Raw genomic sequence first — 21,028 nt, forward strand, 5'->3', positions numbered from 1 at the left:
CCACCCCCCAGGTCATCCGTTCGACAGGGGGCAACAGTCATGCCGGGCCCGGAGGCCAGCGGCCCTCTTGCAGGACCGCGAAAAACATAACGGGGCGGGCGGTCGCGCCCGCCTCAGACCACCGACAGGAGGTCCACCACGAACACCAGCGTGGAGCCGGGCGGGATCAGGGGCGAGGGCGACTGCTTGCCGTAGCCGAGGCGCGGCGGGATGACGATCTCGCGGCGCCCGCCGACCCTCATCCCCCTGATACCCCGGTCCCAGCCCTTGATGACCCGGCCGCCGCCCACGGCGAACTTGAACGGCTCCCCGCGGTCCCAGGAGGCGTCGAACTCCGCGCGGGACGCGAACGCGGCGCCCACGTAGTGGACCCGCACCACCCTCCCCGGCTTCGCCTCGGCTCCGTCGCCCACGACGAGGTCCCGGACCGTCAGCTCCTGCGGCGGCTCGCCGTCCGGAATCACGATCTCGGGCTTGGTCGGTCCGCTCATCACAGCCCCTCACTCTCCGCCGGACCCCCACCGGGCCCGGCCGGGCCCGGTGCGGCCCGTGCCTAGATGATCGGCCCCTGCCTGCCGCCGGCCAAACGGGCCGGCCGGGGGCGGCAGGGACCGGTGGGGGCCGGACGGGACCGGTGGGGGTCCGGCCGGAGCCGGGCGTCAGGCGGCGACGAGCTCCTGCTCGCGCTCCGGCGCACCGGTCTTCGGCTTCCTGTTCGGCAGCGAGAGCCGGAAGACCCGGTGCCACGCGGAGTACACCTGCTTGGGCAGCGGCCCGGAGACGTAGTCCAGCTCGTACTTCTCGAACAGCGCGCGCACCTTCACCGCGACCTCGGCGTACCGGTTGCTCGGCAGGTCCGGGAAGAGGTGGTGCTCGATCTGGTGCGACAGGTTGCCGGTCATGAGGTGCATGGCCCGGCCGCCGCTGATGTTCGCCGAGCCCATCATCTGGCGCAGGTACCACTGGCCGCGCGTCTCGCCCTCGATCGAGCGGCGCTCGAAGACCTGCACGCCCTCGGGGAAGTGCCCGCACATGATCACCGAGTGGGACCAGATGTTGCGGACCAGGTTCGCGGTGAAGGTGGCGGCGAGCGTGTGGAGGAACGAGGGGCCCGACAGCAGAGGGTGGACCACGTAGTCCTTCAGCACCTGCTTGCGGATCTTGCGCCCGACGGCCCTGGCCCGCGCGCGGAACTCCGGGTCCTTGCGGCGGCGCTTGTGCAGGTTCTTGCCGAGCTCCAGGTCGTAGGCCGCGATGCCGTACTCGAAGAAGCAGGCGTTGATGAAGTTCCACAGCGGCTGGCCCAGGTGGACCGGGTGCCAGCGCTGGTCCTCGTCGACGCGCATGATGCCGTAGCCGAGGTCGTTGTCCTTGCCGATCACGTTGGTGTACGTGTGGTGCAGCTCGTTGTGCGAGTGCTTCCACTGGTCGGACGGGGAGACGTGGTCCCACTCCCAGGTGGTGGAGTGGATCTTCGGATCCCGCATCCAGTCCCACTGGCCGTGCAGGACGTTGTGGCCGATCTCCATGTTCTCCAGGATCTTCGCCACGGAGAGCCCGGCGGTGCCGACCAGCCAGGCCGGCGGGAAGATCGAGAAGAGCAGTACGCCCCTGCTGACCAGCTCCAGCCTGCGCTGCACCGAGATGACCCTGCGGATGTAGGCGGCGTCCTTCTCGCCGCGGCCGGCGATCACCTCGTCGCGGATCGCGTCCAGTTCGCGGCCGAGCTCCTCGATCTGCTCCGCGGTCAGGTGGGCGGTGGGGTCGATGGCGGTCAAGGTGCTCCTACCGTTCGATATCGCAGGGGCCCGCCGCGGCGGACACGCAGGTCTGGATGAGGACGCCCGGCTCGGCCTCGGTGATCTCGCCGGTGCGCAGGTCGCGGACGGCGCCCGCCCTGAGCGGGGTGACGCAGCCGAAGCAGATGCCCATGCGGCACCCGGACGGCATGAGCACGCCGGCCTCCTCGCCGACGTCCAGCAGCGGCGTGGCGCCGTCCGCGCCGACGGTCCTGCCGGTGGTGCTGAACGTGACCTCGCCGCCGTCGCCCGCGACGACGACGGAGGGGCGGAAGCGCTCGGTGTGCAGGCGCTCCGGCACGCCGTGCCGGCTCCAGAACCCCTCGGCGGCGTCGAGCAGTCCCGCGGGCCCGCAGGCCCAGGTCTCGCGCTCGGCCCAGTCGGGGACGAGCTCGTCGAGCCGGGCGATGTCGAGCATGCCGTCCGTGTCCGTGTGCACCTCGGTGAGCCGCAGCTTCTTCTCCGCGACCAGGGCGTGCAGCTCGCTGCGGAAGATCACGTCCTGCGGCTGCGGCGCGCAGTGGACCATGACGACGTCGCCGGCCCCGCCGTCGCGCAGCATGCCCATCACCGGGGTGATACCGCTGCCGGCCGTCAGGTAGAGCACCTTGGCGGGCCTGGCCCGCGGCAGCACGAAATCGCCGGTCGGCTGGTCGAGGTGGACCAGCGTGCCCGGCTTCGCCCGGCGGACCAGGTGGTTGCTGACCCTGCCGTCCGGGATCGCCTTCACGGTGATGGTGACGCGGCCGTCGCGGCGGTTCGTCGGGGAGGTGAGCGAGTACGCGCGCCATAGGCGCCGGCCGTCGACGTCGACCCCGACCCGGACGTACTGGCCGGCCGTGTGCCCGCGCCAGCCCCGCCCCGGCCGGATCACGAGGGTCGCGGCATCGTCCGTCTCGGGGTGCACGGCCTCGATGCGCCCGCGCAGGTCGGCGCCCGCGCGCAGCGGGCTGACCAGGTCGAGGTAGTCCGACGGCAGCAGCGGCGTCGTGATCGTCTCCAGCAGTTTCCACGCCCTACTGCGGAGGGCTGCACTCGTCATGGCACCAGCTTGGTGTGCCTCAGGGCGTAAAGTCCTGACCGCAGGACGTAAATCTGGTCGGCCGAATTGTGCGCAGGGAACAAACCATGAGCTACCCCATCCGCAGGGTCACCGACCTGGCCCTGGACCAGGCGACGGCCACCGCACTGCGGGCCGCGCTGCGGACCACCGCCGACGAGGTGGTCCAGGCGATCATCGACGAGGTCCCGCCCTACGCCAATGCGCTCTCGGGCCGCATGGGCGTCACCATCCGCCGGGCCGTCCGCACCGCCCTGGGGCACTACCTGGACCTCGCCAGCGGGAACGCCACCGGCGGCGACGCCGGTGACGCCGCGTACGAGCTGGGCCGCGGCGAGGTGCGCGACGGCCGCTCCATGGACGCCCTGCTCAGCGCCTACCGCGTCGGCGCCCGCGTGGCCTGGCGCTGCCTGGCGGCGGGCGCCGTGCCCGCGGGCCTGCCCGCCGCGGAGGTGGCCAAGTTCGCCGAGCTGACCTTCGCCTACATCGACGAGCTCTCCGCCGCGAGCGCCGCGGGCCACGCCGACGAACTGGCCGCCCGGGGCCGCGACCACGAGCGCCACCTGGAGCACCTGGCCCGCGACCTCCTGGCCGGCGCGAGCCCGGACGTGCTGCTGGCCTCCGTACAGCGCGCCGGGTGGCAGCCCCCGGTGTCGCTGACCGCCGTCCTGCTGCCCGCCGCCCAGGCCCGGCCCGCCTACCGCACGCTGGACCCGGGCACCCTCGTCCTCGACGACCTGCCGGACGACCTCGGCGTACTGCTCGTCCCCGACGCCGACCGGCCGCACCTCCTGCGGCAGCTGACCGGCCGCACCGCCGTGGCCGGCCCGCCCCGGCCGTGGACCCGCGCGTCCGACTCGTACGCGCGGGCCGCCCGCGCGCGCTCCCTCTCCCCCGACATCCGCGACACCGAGGACCACCTGCCCGAGCTGGTGCTGAGCGCCGACGCGGACGCGTTCGCAGACCTGCGCGCCCGGGCCCTCGCACCCCTGCGGACCCTGCCCGCCGCGACCGCACGGCGGCTGGAGGAGACGCTGCGCGCCTGGCTGCTCCACCAGGGCAGGCGGGACGAGGCGGCGGCGGCCCTGTTCGTCCACCCCCAGACCGTCCGGTACCGGATGTCCCAGCTCCGCGACCTGTTCCCGGACCTCGCCTCACCCCACCGGGTCCTCGAACTGACCCTGGCGGTCGGCCTCCGCCCCGCCTGACCCGTCCGGCGGACCGGCGGGCTCGGCAGGTGCGGAGGCCGACAGGTCCGGAAGCGCTACGACCCGGAGCCGTGGCGCCTCACGTCCGGGTCGCGCTGGACGACGGACAGCGCACTCGTCGTACCGGCCGCACTGGCCGCACCCCCGAACCCGCTCAGAAGAACCCGAGCTTCTTCGGCGAGTAGGAGACGAGGAGGTTCTTCGTCTGCTGGTGGTTCAGCAAGTACACCCATGCTGAACTGGGAAAACGGTGCTTTGTGAGGATTTGTGCGGGGCTGGTCCGGACATGGTCCGGATCTCGGCCCCGGAACTCGTGGCGTGAAGAGGATGGAGGCTGTGAGGTTCTGGAAATGATCGAGAGCGCGCTGGTCTCGTGGGTGATGCGGTACGTCCCATGCCTCCGGGCTCGTGGGAGCTGTCACGGTAGATGGCGCCCTGTGTGGAGTTGAGCTTCTCCAGGCTGGAAGCCATCGCACATGTGGCCGGACTGTCCATGACTGTCACACCTCGCCCCTACGCTGAATCCCACAAATAGGTCTCGACACCGGGGGGTTGTGTGGCGATCGACGGTGGTCGCGTTGCTGCTCGTGGGTTCCAGTATCAGTACCTGCGCACGGTGGAAGCTTTGTTGGTCGGCATGCAGCAGAGTGAGGTGACTGCTTGTCGTGTCGAGGGGCCGGGGAATGCGGTGTCGGTCCACCATGTGGATTCGGTCGATTTTGATCTGGTCGACGCCTCTGGTCGCTCGGTGCTTGCGGTGCAGGTTAAGAGTGCTGGTGCGGGACGGACCGTAAGGGCGCGCGAGGCGGTGTCGGTGCTGGTTCACCTGGTCACCGGCTTCGAAGCCGACCAATACCGTTTGATCACGTCCGCTGTGCCGGACGAAGGCTGTCTGCGTCTGGGTGAGCTGCTGAAGCGCCACGGTGGGGACGTTTCGCGTCTCAAGGTGGGGCTTGAGGAGCTTCTGGTAAGGGCTCCGGCCGCTTGGGGCCTCTGTCAGGCGTTGTCCGAGGAGCACTGGGACCGCTTGGGGCGTGCGGGTATTGAGTTCGATGGTCGCACTGATGAGCAGTTGCGTGAAGACCTCCAGGGTGCGCTGCGTTTGGAGCGGGAGCGCGCTGGGCGTGGTCTGTCCGGTCGGGCCGGTGGGCTTGTACTGGGCTGTTTGGTTGCAGAGGTGATGCGTCGGGCAGCTGATCCCGGTCTGGCTCAGTGGGATGTGAGCGATTTTCGCCGGTCGGTGCTGGTCAGTGATGAGGAACTGCGTTCGGCTTTGGGCCGGCAGGATCTGGGCATCGTGTTTGGGCAGGTGCCTCCGGTTCCGGAGGTGGACCGGTCCCACCTCGTCGAGAAGGTGGGCGAGGTACTGCAGGGTGGACAGGATTCAGCGCAGGGTGTGCTGACGTGTGTCATCACGGGTTTGTCGGGCCTGGGGAAATCCAGTCTTGCTGCCGCGTACATCGCGGCTGAGGCCTTCCGCTATGACGCTGTGTTCTGGGTTGATGCTGAGACCGAAGAGTCTTTGGTGGCGTCGTTCGTCAGGGTGCTGGCACACCTAGCGGGTAGGACGGAGCAGACGGAGGTGCGCGACCCCAGGCTGATACGTGAGCAGGTTCACGCCGAGCTGCAGTCGCTGCCTGGGCGTTGGCTCATGGTTCTTGACGACGCGAGCCAGTCTGTTGTCGGCGCCTGGATTCCCCGTCAGGGACGTGGCCGGGTCATCGTGACGGCGCTGGGTGGTCATTGGCCGAGGGTGGACGGGCGCATTGATCTAGATCCGATGAGTCGCGAGGAAGCACTGGAGCTGCTGCAGTTGCGGCTGCCGGTTGGTGCACAGGAGGCCGCCGAGCACGCATCGGCGCTGTCCCGGCTGGCGGACGTATTGGAGTACTGGCCGTTGGCTATCGAGGTGGCGTGTGGCTATCTGGTCAGCTGTGGTGTGGGCCTGGAACGGATTGCGGCCTATTCGGAGACCTTGGTTCACCGGGCGGCCGATGATGAGCAGTCGGTGCCTGCCGGGTACCCGCGGACTCTGGCCGCTGCGGTCGCGCTGACAGTGGATCGCCTGGCGATCAGTGCGCAAGGCCGCGGTCTCCTGCAGCCAACTCTGGTCACAGTAGCGGCGCTGTGCTGGCTCGCACCGCGTCGGGTGCCAGTGCATCTGGCTGCGGCATGCGCATTCTACGACCCCGAGAACATGCCGCCTTCTCCGAGGTGGCTGGTCTTCGATGAGGTGCATGTACCGGTACGGGAGGTCATGCGCGAGTTGCTCAACGTCTCCCTTGTGCGCTGGGACGAGCCGCTGCCGGGCCGGGGCGAGTTGTTCCCCGGCAGTGATGACACTGTGTCGATGAACTCGGTACTGCAGCAGATCATCGGCCGGTACCTGGAGATGGACGAGGAAGAGGGCTCGGCCGCTTTGTCGGCTCTTGCCTTTCACACGGACCGCTGGCTGCGTGGGGCCCTCCTTACCGGCCAGGCCGAGCGGACCTGGGAGCTGGCCCAGCACGCCACTGCGCTCGTGGGGCACATCCGCTCGGCAGGGACAGCAGACACATTCACGGCTCTGCTCATGGGCAACCTCGCCGCGTTCCATCACGCCCATGGCCAGTACGAGTCCGCGCAGCGGCTGCTCGAGCAAGAACTGGAATGGCTGGTGCAGGCTGGCGACCCGGATGAGGGAATGGCCGCCCAGGCGCGTACGTCGCTCGCCCATCTCGTTCATATGCGCAAGCAGGACGGCGGCGCCGCCTGCATTGCCGACTATCTGGGCCCTGTGCTGGGCTATCTGCGCAGGCTTGAGGGCCACCTGCACGACAACGTCTCCGACCTGCCAGGTAAGGCATCCTTGATCTTGCAGATGCAACTACGTAGAGAGTCCGACCCTAGGCTGGAGGATCTGCTGAAGGGGTATCGTGCCCTTGCCGACGGTCTGCCCTCAGCCGAGAGGGAGCAGACGGTGCAGGACCTCCTGACTATCCAGGACTGGATCGGGCAGGGAGAGGCCGAGCGTGCCGAACACGCCGTTACCAAGGCCCTGGTCGGATGTGCTGATCCTTGGTCTTCGAGCACTGCCGACCTGAGGCGTCTGTTGGTCGAGGCGTTGGTTCTGCAGGACAAATGGGCCGAGGCCGAAGCCGCCTTCACCGACTTCGTGCCCTATGCCGGCCCCCACACCCTCCACGGGTTTGCCGTTCATCACTTGGTGCACAACGTCGGCTGTCAGTCCGCCTGGAAATGGGTGCTGACCGGGGAGCAGCGTGCGGTGCAGTTGCTCGGGCGCCTGCTGCAAGAGACCTGCATCGCCGACAATCCGGCCTACGAGACAGGTACCGACGAAGCACGGTTCATCTTGTTGCAGGCGGTCCACGAAGGCTGGCGCGCCATGCACGAGGGCGCCGACGACGTGGATCCTCTTGTGCTGCTTGCCCGCCTTAGGGACAAGACATTCACCGATCCGCACGATCCCGGGAGTGTGTGGGAGAGGATCTACCAGGGATTGATTCCGCGGCTATCAGCCGTTGCGGGTGAGACCGCACACCGCCTCCAGCAAGAGGCCGGCGAATCCGTGCTTGCCGAGTTTTCGCCGATGCTGCAGGTGAATGAGGACCTGCGTGCCGTGTACGAGGAGGCCAGCTGCCATTCGGTGTTGTCGCTGTCCACGGACCCGGTCTACGGGTTTCTCGCTGGCCGCTCCAGCCTTGACATTCTGCTGCCTGAAATCAAGAAGCTGATGCCGGCGTCGAGAGCTTTGGCCATCCTGGAACCTGATCAGATGCTCGGCGCTACCTCGCTCGAGAACGGTGAGACAATCGAGCTGCAGATCCACCGGGCCTGCGGCAAGGGTCTGCGTCGTCTGGTTGGGCCACAGCCGACCATCCCCTCACCGAGGCACCTCACGCTCACCATCGCGGGCCGAAGGCTGACTCTCGAGCACGACGACGGCACCGTGATTGCCCGCGCCAACGCCATGGCATCAGGCCGGTGGCGGCAGGCAGCACGCGATCGTGGCAGCGTGCTCGTGCTGTACGGCTACGGTCTAACCCTCAGCGACCCGGCCGCGCATCGGCAACTCATGACGGACCCTGCAGAAGTACACCGCCGGTTCGCCCAGGCGAGCGGCAGCGGCCTGCTTGCGGCTGCCCTCGTCTCCGTGCGCATACAGCCCGGTTCGACCAGTCCGGAACCAGCCGCAACGGCAGTCCGCCAACAGCCTTCGCGTACTACCCGCGCTCGGCGGAAAGGGCGACGCAGGTAGGTTCGTGGCGCTTTGCTGGCAAGCAGATGAAAGCGGCGACAGCCGTGGCTGGCCAGCTCGGTAACCAGGATGACTCTGTTCACGAGAACGCTCCCGTGAACAGAGCCCCTAGGATCCTTGACTCCTAAGCTCGCCGTGTGGTCGGCTGCCGATCCCTTGTCGTGACATTGTCCACAGCCGCTTAAGGCGTCCGCCTCGGACCAGAGTCCTTCCCATAGAACCTCCGCCGAACGGAGGTCTTGACTTTGGAGAGCGGTTGGCCGCAGCTCAGGATCTTGTCTTGCCCATCTATGTAAGGACATGCCGTTGGTCCGCGACTGGTCCGGACAGGCCTCCGCAAGGCAAACGGAGAACGCCCAGGGTTTCGATCTGATTACCTGGAGTGACTTCGATGGCTTCTCCGAGAGACTTGACGCCAGCTCCCGGCAATGGACTTCACGCCTCTAGAAGAACCCAAGCTTCTTGGGCGAGTAGCTACAAAGAATATTCTTCGTCTGCTGGTAGTGCTCCAGCATCATCTTGTGCGTCTCGCGGCCGATGCCCGACTGCTTGTAGCCGCCGAAGGCCGCGTGGGCCGGGTAGGCGTGGTAGCAGTTGGTCCAGACGCGGCCCGCCTGGATGGCGCGGCCGGCCCGGTAGGCCGTGTTCACGTCGCGGGTCCAGACGCCGGCGCCGAGGCCGTACGCCGTGTCGTTCGCGATCCGGATCGCGTCCTCGAAGTCCCGGAAGGACGTCACGGCCACGACCGGGCCGAAGATCTCCTCCTGGAAGACGCGCATGCGGTTGTCGCCCTCGAAGATCGTGGGCTGGACGTAGTAGCCGCCGGACAACTCGCCGCCGTGGTCGATGCGCTGACCGCCCGTCAGGATCTTTGCGCCCTCCTGCTGGCCGATCTCCAGATAGGACAGGATCTTCTTGAGCTGCTCGTCCGAGGCCTGTGCGCCGATCATCGTCTCCGTGTCCAGCGGATGCCCCGGCACGATGAGTTCGGTGCGCGCGACCGCCGCGTCGAGGAAGTCCCCGTACCGGCCGCGCTCGATGAGGGCGCGGGAGGGGCAGGTGCAGACCTCGCCCTGGTTGAGGGCGAACATCGTGAAGCCCTCGAGGGCCTTGTCGCGCAGGTCGTCGTCGACGGCCCAGACGTCGTCGAAGAAGATGTTCGGGCTCTTGCCGCCGAGTTCGAGGGTGACCGGCTTCAGGTGCTCCGCCGCGTACTGCATGATCAGGCGGCCGGTCGCGGTCTCGCCGGTGAAGGCGATCTTGGCCACCCGCGGGCTGGACGCGAGCGGTTTGCCCGCCTCCTCCCCGAAGCCGTTGACGATGTTGACCACGCCGGGCGGCAGCAGGTCCGCGACCAGGCTGAGCAGGAAGTGCACCGAGGCCGGGGTCTGTTCGGCCGGCTTGAGGACGACCGCGTTGCCGGCCGCCAGGGCCGGGGCGAGCTTCCACACCGCCATCAGCACGGGGAAGTTCCACGGGATGATCTGGGCCACCACGCCCAGCGGCTCGTGGAAGTGGTACGCCACCGTGTCCTCGTCCACCTCGCTCAGGGCCCCCTCCTGGGCCCGCAGCGCCCCCGCGAAGTAGCGGAAGTGGTCGATGGCCAGGGGGATGTCGGCCGCCAGGGTCTCGCGGACCGGCTTGCCGTTCTCCCAGCTCTCGGCCACCGCCAGCCGCTCCAGGTTCTGCTCCATCCGGTCGGCCACGCGCAGCAGGACCGCGGAGCGCTCCGCGGCCGGTACGCGGCCCCAGGCCGGAGCCGCCGCGTGGGCCGCGTCGAGCGCGCGCTCGACGTCCTCCGCGGTGCCGCGCGCGATCTCCGTGAACGGCTGCCCGTTGACCGGGGACGGGTTCTCGAAGTACCCGCCCCGGGCAGGCGGTACGTACCGGCCGCCGATCCAGTGGTCGTAGCGGGACGCGTACGACATGATCGAGCCTTCGCTGCCGGGCGCTGCGTAACGGGTCATCCCAGAGTCCTCCCGGTGAGGGCGCACCCCGCTGCCGGGCGCGCTCGCCGCGAGGCTAGGCGGCGCGATGTTGCATCCACGTTGCAGGCCCCGGCCCCGCGGCCCGTGCCGGGGGAGCGGGGCCGGGGGGCTCAGGCGCGGAGCTCCGCGTCCAGGGCGCGCGCCCGGGACAGCGCCGCGGCCCTGCGGCCGGCCGGCAGGGCCGCGGCCAGGGCCTGCCAGATCCCGGGGTCGTCCTCGCCCCAGGGGCTGTACGCCCAGTCCGCGAGCAGCCCCGGATCGGCCCGGGCGACGACCGCGGCGCGCAGCTGCCCGGCCAGCCGCTCGCGCAGCCGGACGACCTCCGGGGCGGTCGAGGAGGGCAGCAGCGGACCGGGGTAGCGGGCCAGGGCGGCCGAGGCGGCGCCCACCGCCAACTGCCGCGCCACCTCGCCGAAGTCCGAGGCCGCGGGCACCGCCAGCCGGTACGGGCGCGACAGCAGCACCCCGGGCCCCAGGACGGCGCGCAGCCGCGACATCTCGGCCCGCAGGGTCACGGGGGACACCGACTCGTCCTCGTAGAGCCCGATGAGGAGCTCGTCGCCGCCCAGCCCGCCGGGGTGGCGGGAGAGGAGGGCCAGGATCTCGCTGTGCCGCCGGCCCAGGCGCAGGGTGCGCCCACCGGTGGTGAACAGGGCCTCGTCACGGCCCAGCGCTGTCAGCCCGTCGGGCCCGGCGGTCTGCATCTCGGTGTTCAGGAGCGCCAGTTGGGATTCCGCCGCCCGTGCCACCGCCTGGACGAAGCCGAGGGAGTGGGGGTGGGCGAGGGCCTCGCCCCCCGAGACGTCGACCGCACCGAGCAGCCGCCCGGTGTGCGGCTCGTGCACGGGCGCGGCCGCGCAGGTCCACGGGTGCGCGCGGCGGCTGAAGTGCTCGGCGCCGAAGACCTGTACGGGCCGGTCCACCTGCACCGCCGTGCCCGGCGCGTTGGTGCCCATCGCCGACTCGGCCCAGCGCGCCCCCGGTACGAAGCCCAGCCGCTCCGCCCGCCGCCGGGTCGCCGCGTGCCCCTCCACCCACAGCAGGCGGCCCCGCGCGTCGCAGACCGCGAGCAGGTGCTCCCCGTCGGCCGCGAACGCGCCCATCAGCTCCCGGAACAGCGGCATCACCCGCGCCAGCGGATGCTGCGCACGGTACGCGGCCAACTCGCCCTCGGGCAGGTCGACACGGGCGCTGCACTCCGGGTTGAGCCGGGCCCGCGCACACCGCCGCCAGGACTCCGCCACCACCGGGCGCACCACCCGGGACTCCACGCGCCCCTCGGAGGTGAAGGTACGGTGTGCCCGCCGCAACTCCCGCTGCCGCACTCCCGGATCGTCGCCCGCCGCCAGCGCCACCCACGGACCCCCGGCCAATTCGCCCTCCTCGCCGCACGGTTGCGGGCGCCGCCGCCCGGCCCATCGTCGTACCGGCCGGTGCACCCGGCAAGCGTGCCGTCGGCCAGCCTGCGGAGGCGGCTGCCGGGCGGTGCGGGGCGGATGCGGGAGGGATTCCGTAGGAGGGGGTCCCGCGGCCCCGGGCAGGCCTGCGTGGTCGGGTGTTCGGCGGCCCGGCAGCCCGGCGGCAGGCTCCCGCGGCCGGGCGCCCCGTGGTGCGGCGCCACGCTCCCGCCACCGCGGACTGCGTCCCGCAGCGTGGTCACACGGGCGGTGCAGCCCCCGGTTCGAGGGCTGCCCAGGCCGCGGCCGGGTCGGCCTCCGGCGGACCCGCGGGCAGCCAGCGTCCGCTGTCGTCCCGGTGGTACGGCCACCAGCGGCCGTCCCGGCCCAGCCGCAGCTGCGCGGCGTCCCCGTCCGCCGTCCACCGGTTGCGCACACCCCCGAGCAGCGGGCCCTCGCCGTCCTCCCACGCCGTCGCGAGGGCCTCGCGGGCCCGTGCGGCCGCGGCCGGCCCGGGGGTCCACTCCTGTTCCAGCACCTCCACCGCCGCCGCACCCCCGAGCCGCCAGGCCCGGACCGCCAGGGCCAGCCCGGCCCGGTCCCGCCCGCCGGCCGCGGCCAGCCGCGACAGCACGCGGCCGTCGGCGGCCAGGGCGGCGAGGCGTACGAGGTCCTCCGCCAGATCCGGCTGCGGGACCGGGGCGGTCTCCCCGTACTCCGGTGACGGGGCCGGTACCTGCTCCCCGTACTCCCGTGACAGCGCCTGTGCGAGCATCCCGAAGGCCTCGGTGGCCGCGGCCTCGGCCAGCAGTTCCAGGGCGCCGGGATCGAGCCCGGGGCCGGGCTCGGTGTCCGTGTCGAGCAGGGGCGGCTGCCCCGGTGCGGCGGGGAGACCGGGCGGCTGCGGCAGCGGGGGCAGCAACTCCCGCGCGGCGAAAGCCGTTTGAGCACACACTCCGAGGCCGGGCCCGGGGTCCGGATCCGCACCGGCTGCGCCACCGGACCCGGGGTCCGCGTCCCCCGCCGGGCCACCTGCCGCGGCCCGTGCGGCGCTGCGGACCTGCAACTGGTCCAGGACGGCCCGCTCCCCGCGCCCGCGCATCAGCAGGAGGAGGAAGGGGTCCTGGTCCAGCAGCCGCGCCACCTGGTAGCACAGCGCGGCCGTATGGGCGCAGTGGTCCCAGTCGCCGCAGCCGCACTGCGGGTCCAAATCGCCCATTCCGGGGAGCAGTTCCACTCCGGCCGCCGCCGCGTCCTCCGCCAGCTCCGGGGGCATCTCCCGGTCCAGCAGGGCCGCGATGTGCCCCGCCTCGGCCGAGGCGGCGCCGAGGAACCGGTCCCAGGCGGCCGGGCCGAAGCACTGGAGCAGCACGTCGGTGCGGTGCGCCGAGCCGTCGGGGTCGGCCACGACCGCGGTCAGCCGGCCCGCCCGTACGGACACCGCCCCCACCGCCCCGCCGCGCGCCAACGCCCGCCCCCGCTTGAGCTGTTGGCCGTCGAGGGCGCTGTCCTCCAGGGCGCTCAGCCAGGCCCGGCCCCACCAGGTCGCGGCGAAGGCCCGGCCGCGGGCGGGCGGCAGTGCCGCGAAGGTGCGCTCCTCGTCGGAACCGCAGGCCGCGCCGGGCGCTCCCGGCTCCGGCCCGCGGGAACGGGTCGGTTCGGTGCTCATCGGGTCTCCTCCTGCGCGGTCATCCGGCCCCGTCCGCCACGCCTCAGGTCCACGACAGCTCCACCAGCGCCGCCAGTTCGGCGTCGGTGAGTTCGGTGAGGGCGCTTTCGCCGCTGCCGAGGACGGCGTCGGCGAGGGCGCGCTTCGAGCGGAGCATGTCGGCGATGCGGTCCTCGACGGTGCCCTCGGCGATGAGGCGGTGGACCTGCACGGGCCGGGTCTGCCCGATCCGGTAGGCCCGGTCGGTGGCCTGCTCCTCGACGGCCGGGTTCCACCACCGGTCGAAGTGGACCACGTGCCCCGCCCGGGTGAGGTTCAGCCCGGTGCCCGCCGCCTTCAGCGACAGCAGGAACACCGGCACCCCGCCCGCCTGGAACCGGTCGACCATCTCCTGCCGCCGCGCCACCGGCGTCCCCCCGTGCAGCAGCAGCGAACCGATCCCCCGCGCCGACAGGTGCGCCTCCAGGATCCGCGCCATCGACACGAACTGCGTGAACACCAGCACCGCCCCGCCCTCCGCCAGGATCGTGTCCACCAGCTCGTCCAGCAGCTCCAGTTTCCCCGAACGCCCCGCGGGGCCAGGCCCCTCCTCCCCGAGGTACTGCGCGGGGTGGTTGCAGACCTGCTTGAGCGCGGTGAGGAGCTTCAGCACCCGGCCCCGGCGGGCGAGCCCGTCCGCCGCCCCGATCGCGTCCAGGCCCTCCCGTACGACGGCCCCGTACAGCGCGGCCTGTTCGGCCGAGAGCGCCACCGGGTGGTCGGTCTCGGTCTTCGGCGGCAGCTCCGGCGCGACCCCCGGATCCGATTTGCGGCGCCGCAGCAGGAACGGCCGTACCAGCGCCGACAGCCGGGCCGCCGCCCGCGGGTCCCCGCCCTCGGCCGCCCGCGCGTACCGCGCACGGAAGGCCTCCGGGCGCCCCAGGAGACCGGGGGTGGTCCAGTCGAGTACGGCCCACAGCTCGGAGAGGTCGTTCTCCACGGGCGTGCCCGTGAGCGCCACACGCGCCCGCGAGCCGATCGTGCGCAGCGCACGGGCCGTGCTGGAGCGGGGGTTCTTCACGTGCTGCGCCTCGTCGGCGACGACCAGGCCCCAGGGGACGCCGGCCAGCGCCTGCACGTCCTGGCGCATCGTGCCGTACGTCGTCAGGACGAAACCGCCCCGCGCCGGATCCGGGAGGCTGCGGGTGGTCCCGTGGTAGCGGTGGACGGGGACGCCGGGGGCGAACCGCTCGATCTCGCGCTGCCAGTTGCCCAGCAGCGAGGCGGGGCAGACCACGAGGGTGGGGCCGGCCGTGGCGGGGTCCCCGTCCCGGTGCAGGTGGAGGGCGATCAGGGTGACCGTCTTGCCGAGGCCCATGTCGTCGGCCAGGCAGCAGCCCAGTCCGAGCGCGGTCGTACGGGCCAGCCAGTCCAGACCGCGCAGCTGGTAGTCGCGCAGGGTGGCCGCGAGGGCGGGCGGCTGCTTCAGCGGCTCCGGACCGGGCGCCTCCGGATCGGCGAGGAGGGCCCGTACGCGCTCCAGCGCGCCGGCCGCCCGCACCTCGACCGGTACGCCGTCCACCTCGGCCGAACCCGTCAGTACGGCGGTCAGGGCCTCGACCGGGGTCAGCGGGCGGTCCTGGCGGGCCCGCGCCCGGCGGATCTCGACCGGGTCGACCAGCACCCACCGGTCCCGCAGCCGGACCAGCGGGCGCTTGGCCGCCGACAGGCGGTCGAGCTCGGCCCGGGTGAGCTCGGTGCCGTCGAGGGCGAAGCGCCAGCCGAAGGACAGCAGGGACTCGGTGGAGAGGAAGGAGGGCAGGGCGGCGGGGGAGGCGGCGGGTGTGGCCGGAGAGGCGGGTGAGAGGGGTGAGAGGTGTGAGCCGGGGGAGTGGTCTCCGGGCCCCTGCTGTCCCGTCCCCCCGGGCTGCTCCGCGGCGCAGTCCCCCGGCAGCCCGACGACGGCGCGGGCGGTCAGCCGGTGGGCCAGGCGGCGGGGCCAGTGCACCGGGACGCCCTCGGCGGCCAGCGGCTCGGCGGCCCGGCCCAGCAGCTCGGCCACCTCCTCGTCGGCCAGGTGCACGGAGTCCGGGACCGCGGAGGTCAGCAGCGGGGTGAGCGGGGGCCAGATCCGCGCGGCGCGGCGCAGCGCGAGCAGGGCGTCCATGCGCGCCCGCGAAGTGAAGGCCGGGCGGGCGTCGGCCGTACCGGCCTGTGCCCAGACCTCCGCCGCGTCGGCGACGAGGGTGGGGTCGGCCGTGCTGTGCATCTGGAGCACCGCACGGAAGGACACCGGCGGAGCGGGGGCCTCCGGGTCCGCGGGACCTGCGTCCGGGAGCCCTGCCGCCTCGATGCGCAGGGAGATGCGCGCCCCCGCGTCGTGCCCGGCGGCCACGTCCTCGGCCCAGGCCCGGTGCTCGGGCAGCAGCAGCGGGGTCCCGGAGGCGAAGGCGGGCCCGCCCGCGGCGGTCGCGGCCGCGGGGGAGCGGGGCAGGGTGTCGGCCACGCAGTCGAGGAGGGACCGCAGCAGCTCCTCCGGGGCGGGCAGCCGTGGCGCCCCGCTGCCGGGCAGGGGCGTGCAGTGGGCCTCGGGCGGCATCGCGGCCGCGAGCTCCCGGATCCGCCCCAGGTCCCCGGCGTCCAGGGGGCCCGCGCGCCAGGCGTCGTAGCCGCCGGGCGACAGTCCGGGCAGCAGGAGCCCGCGCGAGGTGACGTGGAGGGCGAGCAGCGCGGCCGCTCCCCAGAAGGCCGTGGCGGAGGCCCCGCCCGCGCCGCCGCCCCCGCTGCCGTCGCGGGCGGCGGCGGACCGGGCGGCGGTGAGGAGCGGCAGCGCGGCCCGCACCGGGAGGGCGACGGCGGCGACGGAGGTCTGCTCCAGGTCCGGGGTGAGCACCGTCAGCCGGAGGGGTTCCCCGCCGGCCGTGCGCAGGAGGGCGGGTGCCGCGGCCTCGCCGTCGGGGTGCCAGAAGGCGAACCGGCCGGTGCGGGCCGGGTCGCCCGGCAGGAAGACGGCGGAGCAGCGGACGAGTCCGGCGATCTCAGGGAGCACGCATTCCTCGGATGGGAAGACTTGAGGATTTTGGCCATTTCACGGCAGGGCGGCCGAGGGTACCCCACGTCGTGCGCAGCGCGGGTACGACCGGGCCGTGCGTCCGGCCCCTGGACGCGGACGGGAGTATTCCGCCGCTTCAGGGGTGTTTCGCCGGGGGTCGGCGACGGCCGGGCGGGGCCGGGAACGCTCCGCGGGGGCCGGGCGTTGTGCAGGGCAGAGCGCGGTGCCGAGGGGTGCCGTGGCCGGATTCGGAAGGAGCCCCGCGATGTCGAATCGCGCGAAGGTGGCCGCCGCGGGCGTGGTGGCGGCGCTTTTCCTGTTCTGGACGGTCGGCTTCTGGCCCGGCCTGCTGGTCCTCGTCGGCGTGCCGGCCGCCGCGTACCTGCTCCTCGACCCGTCCCAGCGGCGCCGGGTCCGCGGCCTCTCGCGCAAGCAGATAGGGCGGTAGGACCGCCGTTCCGCCCCAGGCCTTCCCTCCTTCGGCTCCCTGCGGTCCTCTCGGAAGGGCTCCGGACCCGCGCGCGTAGGGTTCGGCGCCGAAGCCCGGCCGCCGCGGCCGGGGCACAGGGGGAGGACGAGGCACGATGAGCGGTTCCGTCACGGCGGTCAGCAGCAGCGGCACGTACGCGTTCACCAAAACGAACCGCGAGAGCATCACGCTGCTCGCCGGGCTCGGCGTCGAGGGGGACGTGCACGCGGGGGTGACGGTCAAGCACCGCTCCCGCATGGCCCAGGACCCGACGCAGCCCAACCTCCGCCAGGTCCACCTCATCCACCGCGAGCTCTTCGAGGAGGTGGGCCGGTCCGGATTCCGGCTGGCCGCGGGCGACCTGGGGGAGAACGTGACGACGGAGGGCATCGACCTGCTCTCCCTCCCCGCGGGCACCCTCCTGCACCTCGGCGAGGAGGCCGTCGTGGAGGTCACCGGGCTGCGCAACCCGTGCCTGCAGATCGACACCTTCCAGGACGGACTGCTCAAGCAGGTCGTCGGACGTGACGGGCAGGGCGGGATCGTGCGCAGGGCCGGGATCATGGGCGTAGTCCGGCGCGGGGGTGTGGTCCGGCCGGGCGACACCGTCACCGCCCGGGCGCCCGAGGGGCCGCACGTTCCGCTCGACCGGGTCTGAGCCGGCCCGTCAGGAGGGGTGGACGGCGATCCGCTCCAAGGCCTCCAGCAGCCCGGGCAGTTCGGCACCGCGGCCGATCGGCCGCACCTGACCGGGCTCCTCGTCGAAGAGGACGAAGGCCATGTCGCCGGTCCGGGCCACCAGCGACCAGCCCGGCCCGTCGACCCGCAGGGTGCGGCTCCCCCCGGGGGCGAACGCGGAGCGGACGCGCCCGGGCGGCGGCGGGTCCTCGGTGTACGCCAGGGCCTCCGCCAGCACCCGCCGCACACCGGGGTGCGAGGGCTGTCCCGATCCCGCCTCCGGCCCGGGGCCCCGGTACTGCCCGCGCCAGTGCGCCCACTGCCCGGCGATCTCGTCCGCGCCCAGGCGCCGCTGCGCCGGCCCCCAGAGGTCACCGCGCGGCGGAGCGAGCGGCACCCGCCCGGTGCCGTCGGCGCCCTGCTCCGGATCGTGCGGCTCCGGCACCCCCGGCGCCGAGACGGCCAGGTCCAGGGGCCAGCCCGCCAGCGAGGCCACGATCGTGCGTTCGTCCGGCGAGAGGTCGTACTCCATCCCGCAGTCCCAGGAGGCGATGGCCACGGCGACGAGCGAGACGTCGTCGACCACCACCGTCCAGCGCGCCCCCTCCTCGTCCTGCCCCAGCACCAGCCCGTAGCCGTCCGCTGCGGGATCGACCCCGAGGGCCCGGCAGGCCTCGGGGAAGTCGTCGCCGAGGACCCCGGGGAACCGCGCGGGCGTGAGCAGCAGCGCCGACAGCACGTACAGCGCACCCCCGTCGTCCGGCCCGGCCGTACCCCCGCCGTCCCGCCCGGCCGCGCCCCCGTCCGCCCGGCCCGTCTCCGTGTCCGCCACGCGCCCTCCCGAAGCTGTTCGTCGGCGCACCCTAACCAGTGGGTAACCCGGCCGTCGAGAGGCCGCCGAAGAGGGAGTTCCGGCTGTCGCCGCGGACGTACCCGCACGTAGAGTGGGCCCTCCGGCACGGGAGGGGACAGTACGGTGCAGCGTTACGACCGGCTCAGGGAGATCCTGCGGCTCGACCCGGAGAAGGACTTCCTGGCGATCTACCGGCTCACCGCGACCTGCGAGTTCCCGTGGGACTACACCCGCGCCCTCGAACTGGCCCTCTACCGCACGTACGCGGTCCCGAGCATCGGCCGCCTGCTCGCGGACACGGCCGAGTTCACCAGCCGCCCCCAGAAGCGCTACGACGACACGGCGCTGCTGCTCGACTCCGTGATCGAGCACGGCTTCGACAGCGGGACCGGCCGCACGGCGATCCGCCGCATCAACCAGATGCACCGCAGCTACGCCATCTCGAACGACGACATGCGCTACGTCCTGTGCACGTTCGTGGTCGTCCCCGCCCGCTGGATCGACGCCTACGGCTGGCGCCGGCTGACGGAGCACGAGAAGCAGGCGGCCGCCCGCTACTACGCCGAGCTCGGGCGGCACATGGGCATCCAGGACATCCCCGCGGACTTCGGGGAGTTCGAGCGCTTCCTCGACTCCTACGAGGCCGCGCACTTCGGCTGGGACGAGGGCGGCCGCGCCGTCTCCGACGCCACCCTCGCCCTGATGGCCTCCTGGTATCCGGCCCCGCTCGCCCCGCTGCTGCGCTCGGCGAGCCTGGCCCTCCTCGACGAGCCCCTGCTCGCTGCCTTCCACTACGAGCAGCCCCGGCCCGCGGTCCGCTCACTGGTCAGGGGTGCGCTGCGGCTGCGCGGCCGGGCCGTACGCCTGCTCCCGCCGCGCACCCGCCCGCACTACGCCCGCCAGAACCCCGAGATCAAGGGCTACCCGGACGGGTACGCCGTCTCCGCACTCGGCACCTGGCCGGTCCCCGGCCGGGGAGGCTGCCCCGTACCGAGGCCCGGCGGCCCGGCGCCGGAGTAGGCCGCTCGCTGCACGATCCGGACCGCTCAGGCCCCGGCCCGGCGCACGGCCAGGGCGAGGAAGCGCTCGTCCTCGTCGGCGTACGACACCATCTCCCAGCCCGAACCGGCCAGCAGCGGGGCGAGGTTGTGCTCCGCGCGGAGGTCGTCCGGCGTGATCTGCCGGCCGTGGCGCGCCGCGAGCGCCCGGCGCCCGACCGAGTGGAAGAGGGCGAGCCGCCCGCCCGGCCGGACGACCCGGGCCAGCTCGGCGAGGTTGCGCGCCGGATCGGGCAGGTGCGCGATCAGTCCGGCCGCGAACACGGCGTCGAGCGAGTCCGCGCGCAGCGGCAGCCGGGCCACGTCGCCGAGGAGCAGCCGGGCCGCGGCGCCCCGGCCCGCGCGCTCCGCCCGCGCCAGCATCTGCGGGGTCAGGTCGAGGCCGATCACCGTGCCCTGCGGGCCCACGGCCTCGCGCAGGTAGGGCAGCGCGCGCCCCGTGCCGCACCCGGCGTCGAGCACCCGGGCGCCCCGCTCCAGGCCCAGTTCGCGGACGCCCGCGGCGAACTTGGGGCCGTCGTCGGGGAACCGGTCGTCCCAGCCGTCGGCCCGGCTCCCGAAGAACTCCTGTACTTCCGTGCGGTCTTCGCTCATGCGCCCATGATCCCCCACGGGGCTCGCCTACATACGGTGCATCGGATGACACCGCGTGTGATCGTCTACGACCGTATCTCTGTCATATTCCATCAGCTTTCGAAATGCGCCCCTTGTTCACGCCCTCACCCGGACTAGCGTCCCGGGGCCATGGGACACCTGGACCACGCAGCCTTCGGCTGGCTCACCCCCGTGCTGTCGTACGTGATGGCCGCCATCGGCGCCGCCCTCGGGCTGCGCTGCACCGTCCGCGCCCTCGCGGCCACCGGACGCACCCGCCGCAACTGGCTCCTCACCGCGGCCTCCGCCCTCGGCACCGGCATCTGGACCATGCACTTCGTGGCCATGCTCGGCTTCAGTGTCACCGGCACCGAGATCCACTACAACGTGCCGCTGACCATCCTGAGCCTCCTCGTGGCCATGGCCGTCGTCGGCGCCGGCGTGTTCGCCGTCGGCTACGGGCGCGACCGCGGACGCGCCCTCGTCCTCGGCGGCCTCACCACCGGACTCGGGGTCGCCTCCATGCACTACCTGGGCATGGCCGCCCTGCGGCTGCACGGCGCCGTGCACTACGACCCGTTCGTCGTGGGCCTGTCCGTCACGATCGCCGTCATCGCCGCCACGGCCGCCCTGTGGGCGGCGCTGAACATCAAGTCGCCGGTGGCCGTGGCCGTCGCCTCGCTCGTCATGGGCGCGGCGGTCAGCAGCATGCACTACACCGGAATGCTCGCCGTCAGCGTCGAGGTCGCCCCCTCCGACGCGGCCCTCCCGGGGGCCACGGCCATGCAGTTCATCTTCCCCCTCGCCGTCGGCCTCGGCTCCTACCTCTTCCTCACCTCCGCCTTCGTCGCGCTCTCCCCGACCGCCGACGAACGCGCGGCCTCCGAGACGGCACGCCGACTCGGCGAACGGGCCACGAGGACCCCCTCCGTATCCCCGACCCCCTGAGCGCCACCCCCTCCACCC

Annotated in this window: 15 protein-coding genes; 6 read left to right on the top strand and 9 right to left on the bottom strand. The window is 72.5% G+C overall.

The window, feature by feature from the left end:
* Nucleotides 1-113: 113 nt before the first annotated feature.
* The 3 genes from ACZ7JZ_RS07360 to ACZ7JZ_RS07370 all read right to left on the bottom strand — a co-directional run bounded on the left by ACZ7JZ_RS07360 (nucleotide 114) and on the right by ACZ7JZ_RS07370 (nucleotide 2,841).
* Complete coding sequence (locus tag ACZ7JZ_RS07360; protein WP_470934225.1) at nucleotides 114-491, bottom strand: FKBP-type peptidyl-prolyl cis-trans isomerase; 378 nt, start codon at nucleotides 489-491, stop codon at nucleotides 114-116.
* A gap of 168 nt (nucleotides 492-659) precedes the next feature.
* Nucleotides 660-1,778, bottom strand: coding sequence for a fatty acid desaturase family protein (locus ACZ7JZ_RS07365; RefSeq protein ID WP_470934227.1), 1,119 nt, complete (start codon nucleotides 1,776-1,778; stop codon nucleotides 660-662).
* Between the two features lie 7 nt (nucleotides 1,779-1,785).
* Nucleotides 1,786-2,841, bottom strand: coding sequence for a ferredoxin reductase (locus tag ACZ7JZ_RS07370; RefSeq protein ID WP_470934229.1), 1,056 nt, complete (start codon nucleotides 2,839-2,841; stop codon nucleotides 1,786-1,788).
* Nucleotides 2,842-2,927: 86 nt separating this feature from the next.
* On the opposite strand from ACZ7JZ_RS07370, the gene ACZ7JZ_RS07375 reads away from it, so the two are divergent.
* A complete protein-coding gene (locus ACZ7JZ_RS07375) occupies nucleotides 2,928-4,067 on the top strand; it encodes a PucR family transcriptional regulator (RefSeq protein ID WP_470934231.1) in 1,140 nt (379 codons plus the stop codon).
* Nucleotides 4,068-4,623: 556 nt separating this feature from the next.
* Complete coding sequence (locus ACZ7JZ_RS07380; RefSeq protein WP_470934233.1) at nucleotides 4,624-8,325, top strand: NB-ARC domain-containing protein; 3,702 nt, start codon at nucleotides 4,624-4,626, stop codon at nucleotides 8,323-8,325.
* Nucleotides 8,326-8,768: 443 nt separating this feature from the next.
* Here ACZ7JZ_RS07380 and exaC read toward each other — a convergent pair whose 3' ends face one another.
* The 4 genes from exaC to ACZ7JZ_RS07400 form a co-directional block, all read right to left on the bottom strand.
* A complete protein-coding gene (exaC, locus tag ACZ7JZ_RS07385) occupies nucleotides 8,769-10,292 on the bottom strand; it encodes an acetaldehyde dehydrogenase ExaC (protein WP_470934235.1) in 1,524 nt (507 codons plus the stop codon).
* Nucleotides 10,293-10,423: 131 nt separating this feature from the next.
* Entirely contained in the window at nucleotides 10,424-11,686 is a 1,263-nt protein-coding gene (locus ACZ7JZ_RS07390; RefSeq protein ID WP_470934237.1) for a GAF domain-containing protein, read from the bottom strand.
* Nucleotides 11,687-11,969: 283 nt separating this feature from the next.
* Nucleotides 11,970-13,379 (bottom strand): SWIM zinc finger family protein, encoded by a 1,410-nt coding sequence (locus ACZ7JZ_RS07395; protein ID WP_470934239.1) that lies wholly within the window; start codon nucleotides 13,377-13,379, stop codon nucleotides 11,970-11,972.
* 43 nt (nucleotides 13,380-13,422) lie between these two features.
* Complete coding sequence (locus ACZ7JZ_RS07400) at nucleotides 13,423-16,407, bottom strand: DEAD/DEAH box helicase (protein ID WP_470934241.1); 2,985 nt, start codon at nucleotides 16,405-16,407, stop codon at nucleotides 13,423-13,425.
* 268 nt (nucleotides 16,408-16,675) lie between these two features.
* Here ACZ7JZ_RS07400 and ACZ7JZ_RS07405 point away from each other — a divergent pair, with 268 nt between their 5' ends.
* Together ACZ7JZ_RS07405 and ACZ7JZ_RS07410 are read left to right on the top strand one after the other, a co-directional pair.
* A complete protein-coding gene (locus ACZ7JZ_RS07405) occupies nucleotides 16,676-16,858 on the top strand; it encodes a hypothetical protein (RefSeq protein WP_470934243.1) in 183 nt (60 codons plus the stop codon).
* 136 nt (nucleotides 16,859-16,994) lie between these two features.
* Nucleotides 16,995-17,537: an MOSC domain-containing protein gene (locus ACZ7JZ_RS07410; RefSeq protein WP_470934245.1), complete on the top strand. Its 543-nt coding sequence runs from the start codon at nucleotides 16,995-16,997 to the stop codon at nucleotides 17,535-17,537.
* 9 nt (nucleotides 17,538-17,546) lie between these two features.
* Here the strand turns inward: ACZ7JZ_RS07410 and ACZ7JZ_RS07415 are convergent, their stop codons facing one another.
* Nucleotides 17,547-18,389: a hypothetical protein gene (locus tag ACZ7JZ_RS07415; RefSeq protein ID WP_470934247.1), complete on the bottom strand. Its 843-nt coding sequence runs from the start codon at nucleotides 18,387-18,389 to the stop codon at nucleotides 17,547-17,549.
* Nucleotides 18,390-18,533: 144 nt separating this feature from the next.
* On the opposite strand from ACZ7JZ_RS07415, the gene ACZ7JZ_RS07420 reads away from it, so the two are divergent.
* Nucleotides 18,534-19,430, top strand: coding sequence for an oxygenase MpaB family protein (locus ACZ7JZ_RS07420; RefSeq protein WP_470934249.1), 897 nt, complete (start codon nucleotides 18,534-18,536; stop codon nucleotides 19,428-19,430).
* 26 nt (nucleotides 19,431-19,456) lie between these two features.
* Here ACZ7JZ_RS07420 and ACZ7JZ_RS07425 read toward each other — a convergent pair whose 3' ends face one another.
* On the bottom strand, nucleotides 19,457-20,062 hold the full coding sequence (locus tag ACZ7JZ_RS07425; protein ID WP_470934251.1) for a class I SAM-dependent methyltransferase: 606 nt from the start codon (nucleotides 20,060-20,062) through the stop codon (nucleotides 19,457-19,459).
* A 150-nt stretch (nucleotides 20,063-20,212) separates the two neighbouring features.
* Between ACZ7JZ_RS07425 and ACZ7JZ_RS07430 the strand changes: the two genes are divergently transcribed.
* Complete coding sequence (locus ACZ7JZ_RS07430; RefSeq protein ID WP_470934253.1) at nucleotides 20,213-21,010, top strand: MHYT domain-containing protein; 798 nt, start codon at nucleotides 20,213-20,215, stop codon at nucleotides 21,008-21,010.
* Nucleotides 21,011-21,028 lie beyond the last annotated feature (18 nt).

Source organism: Streptomyces sp. NPDC038213 (assembly GCF_055600495.1).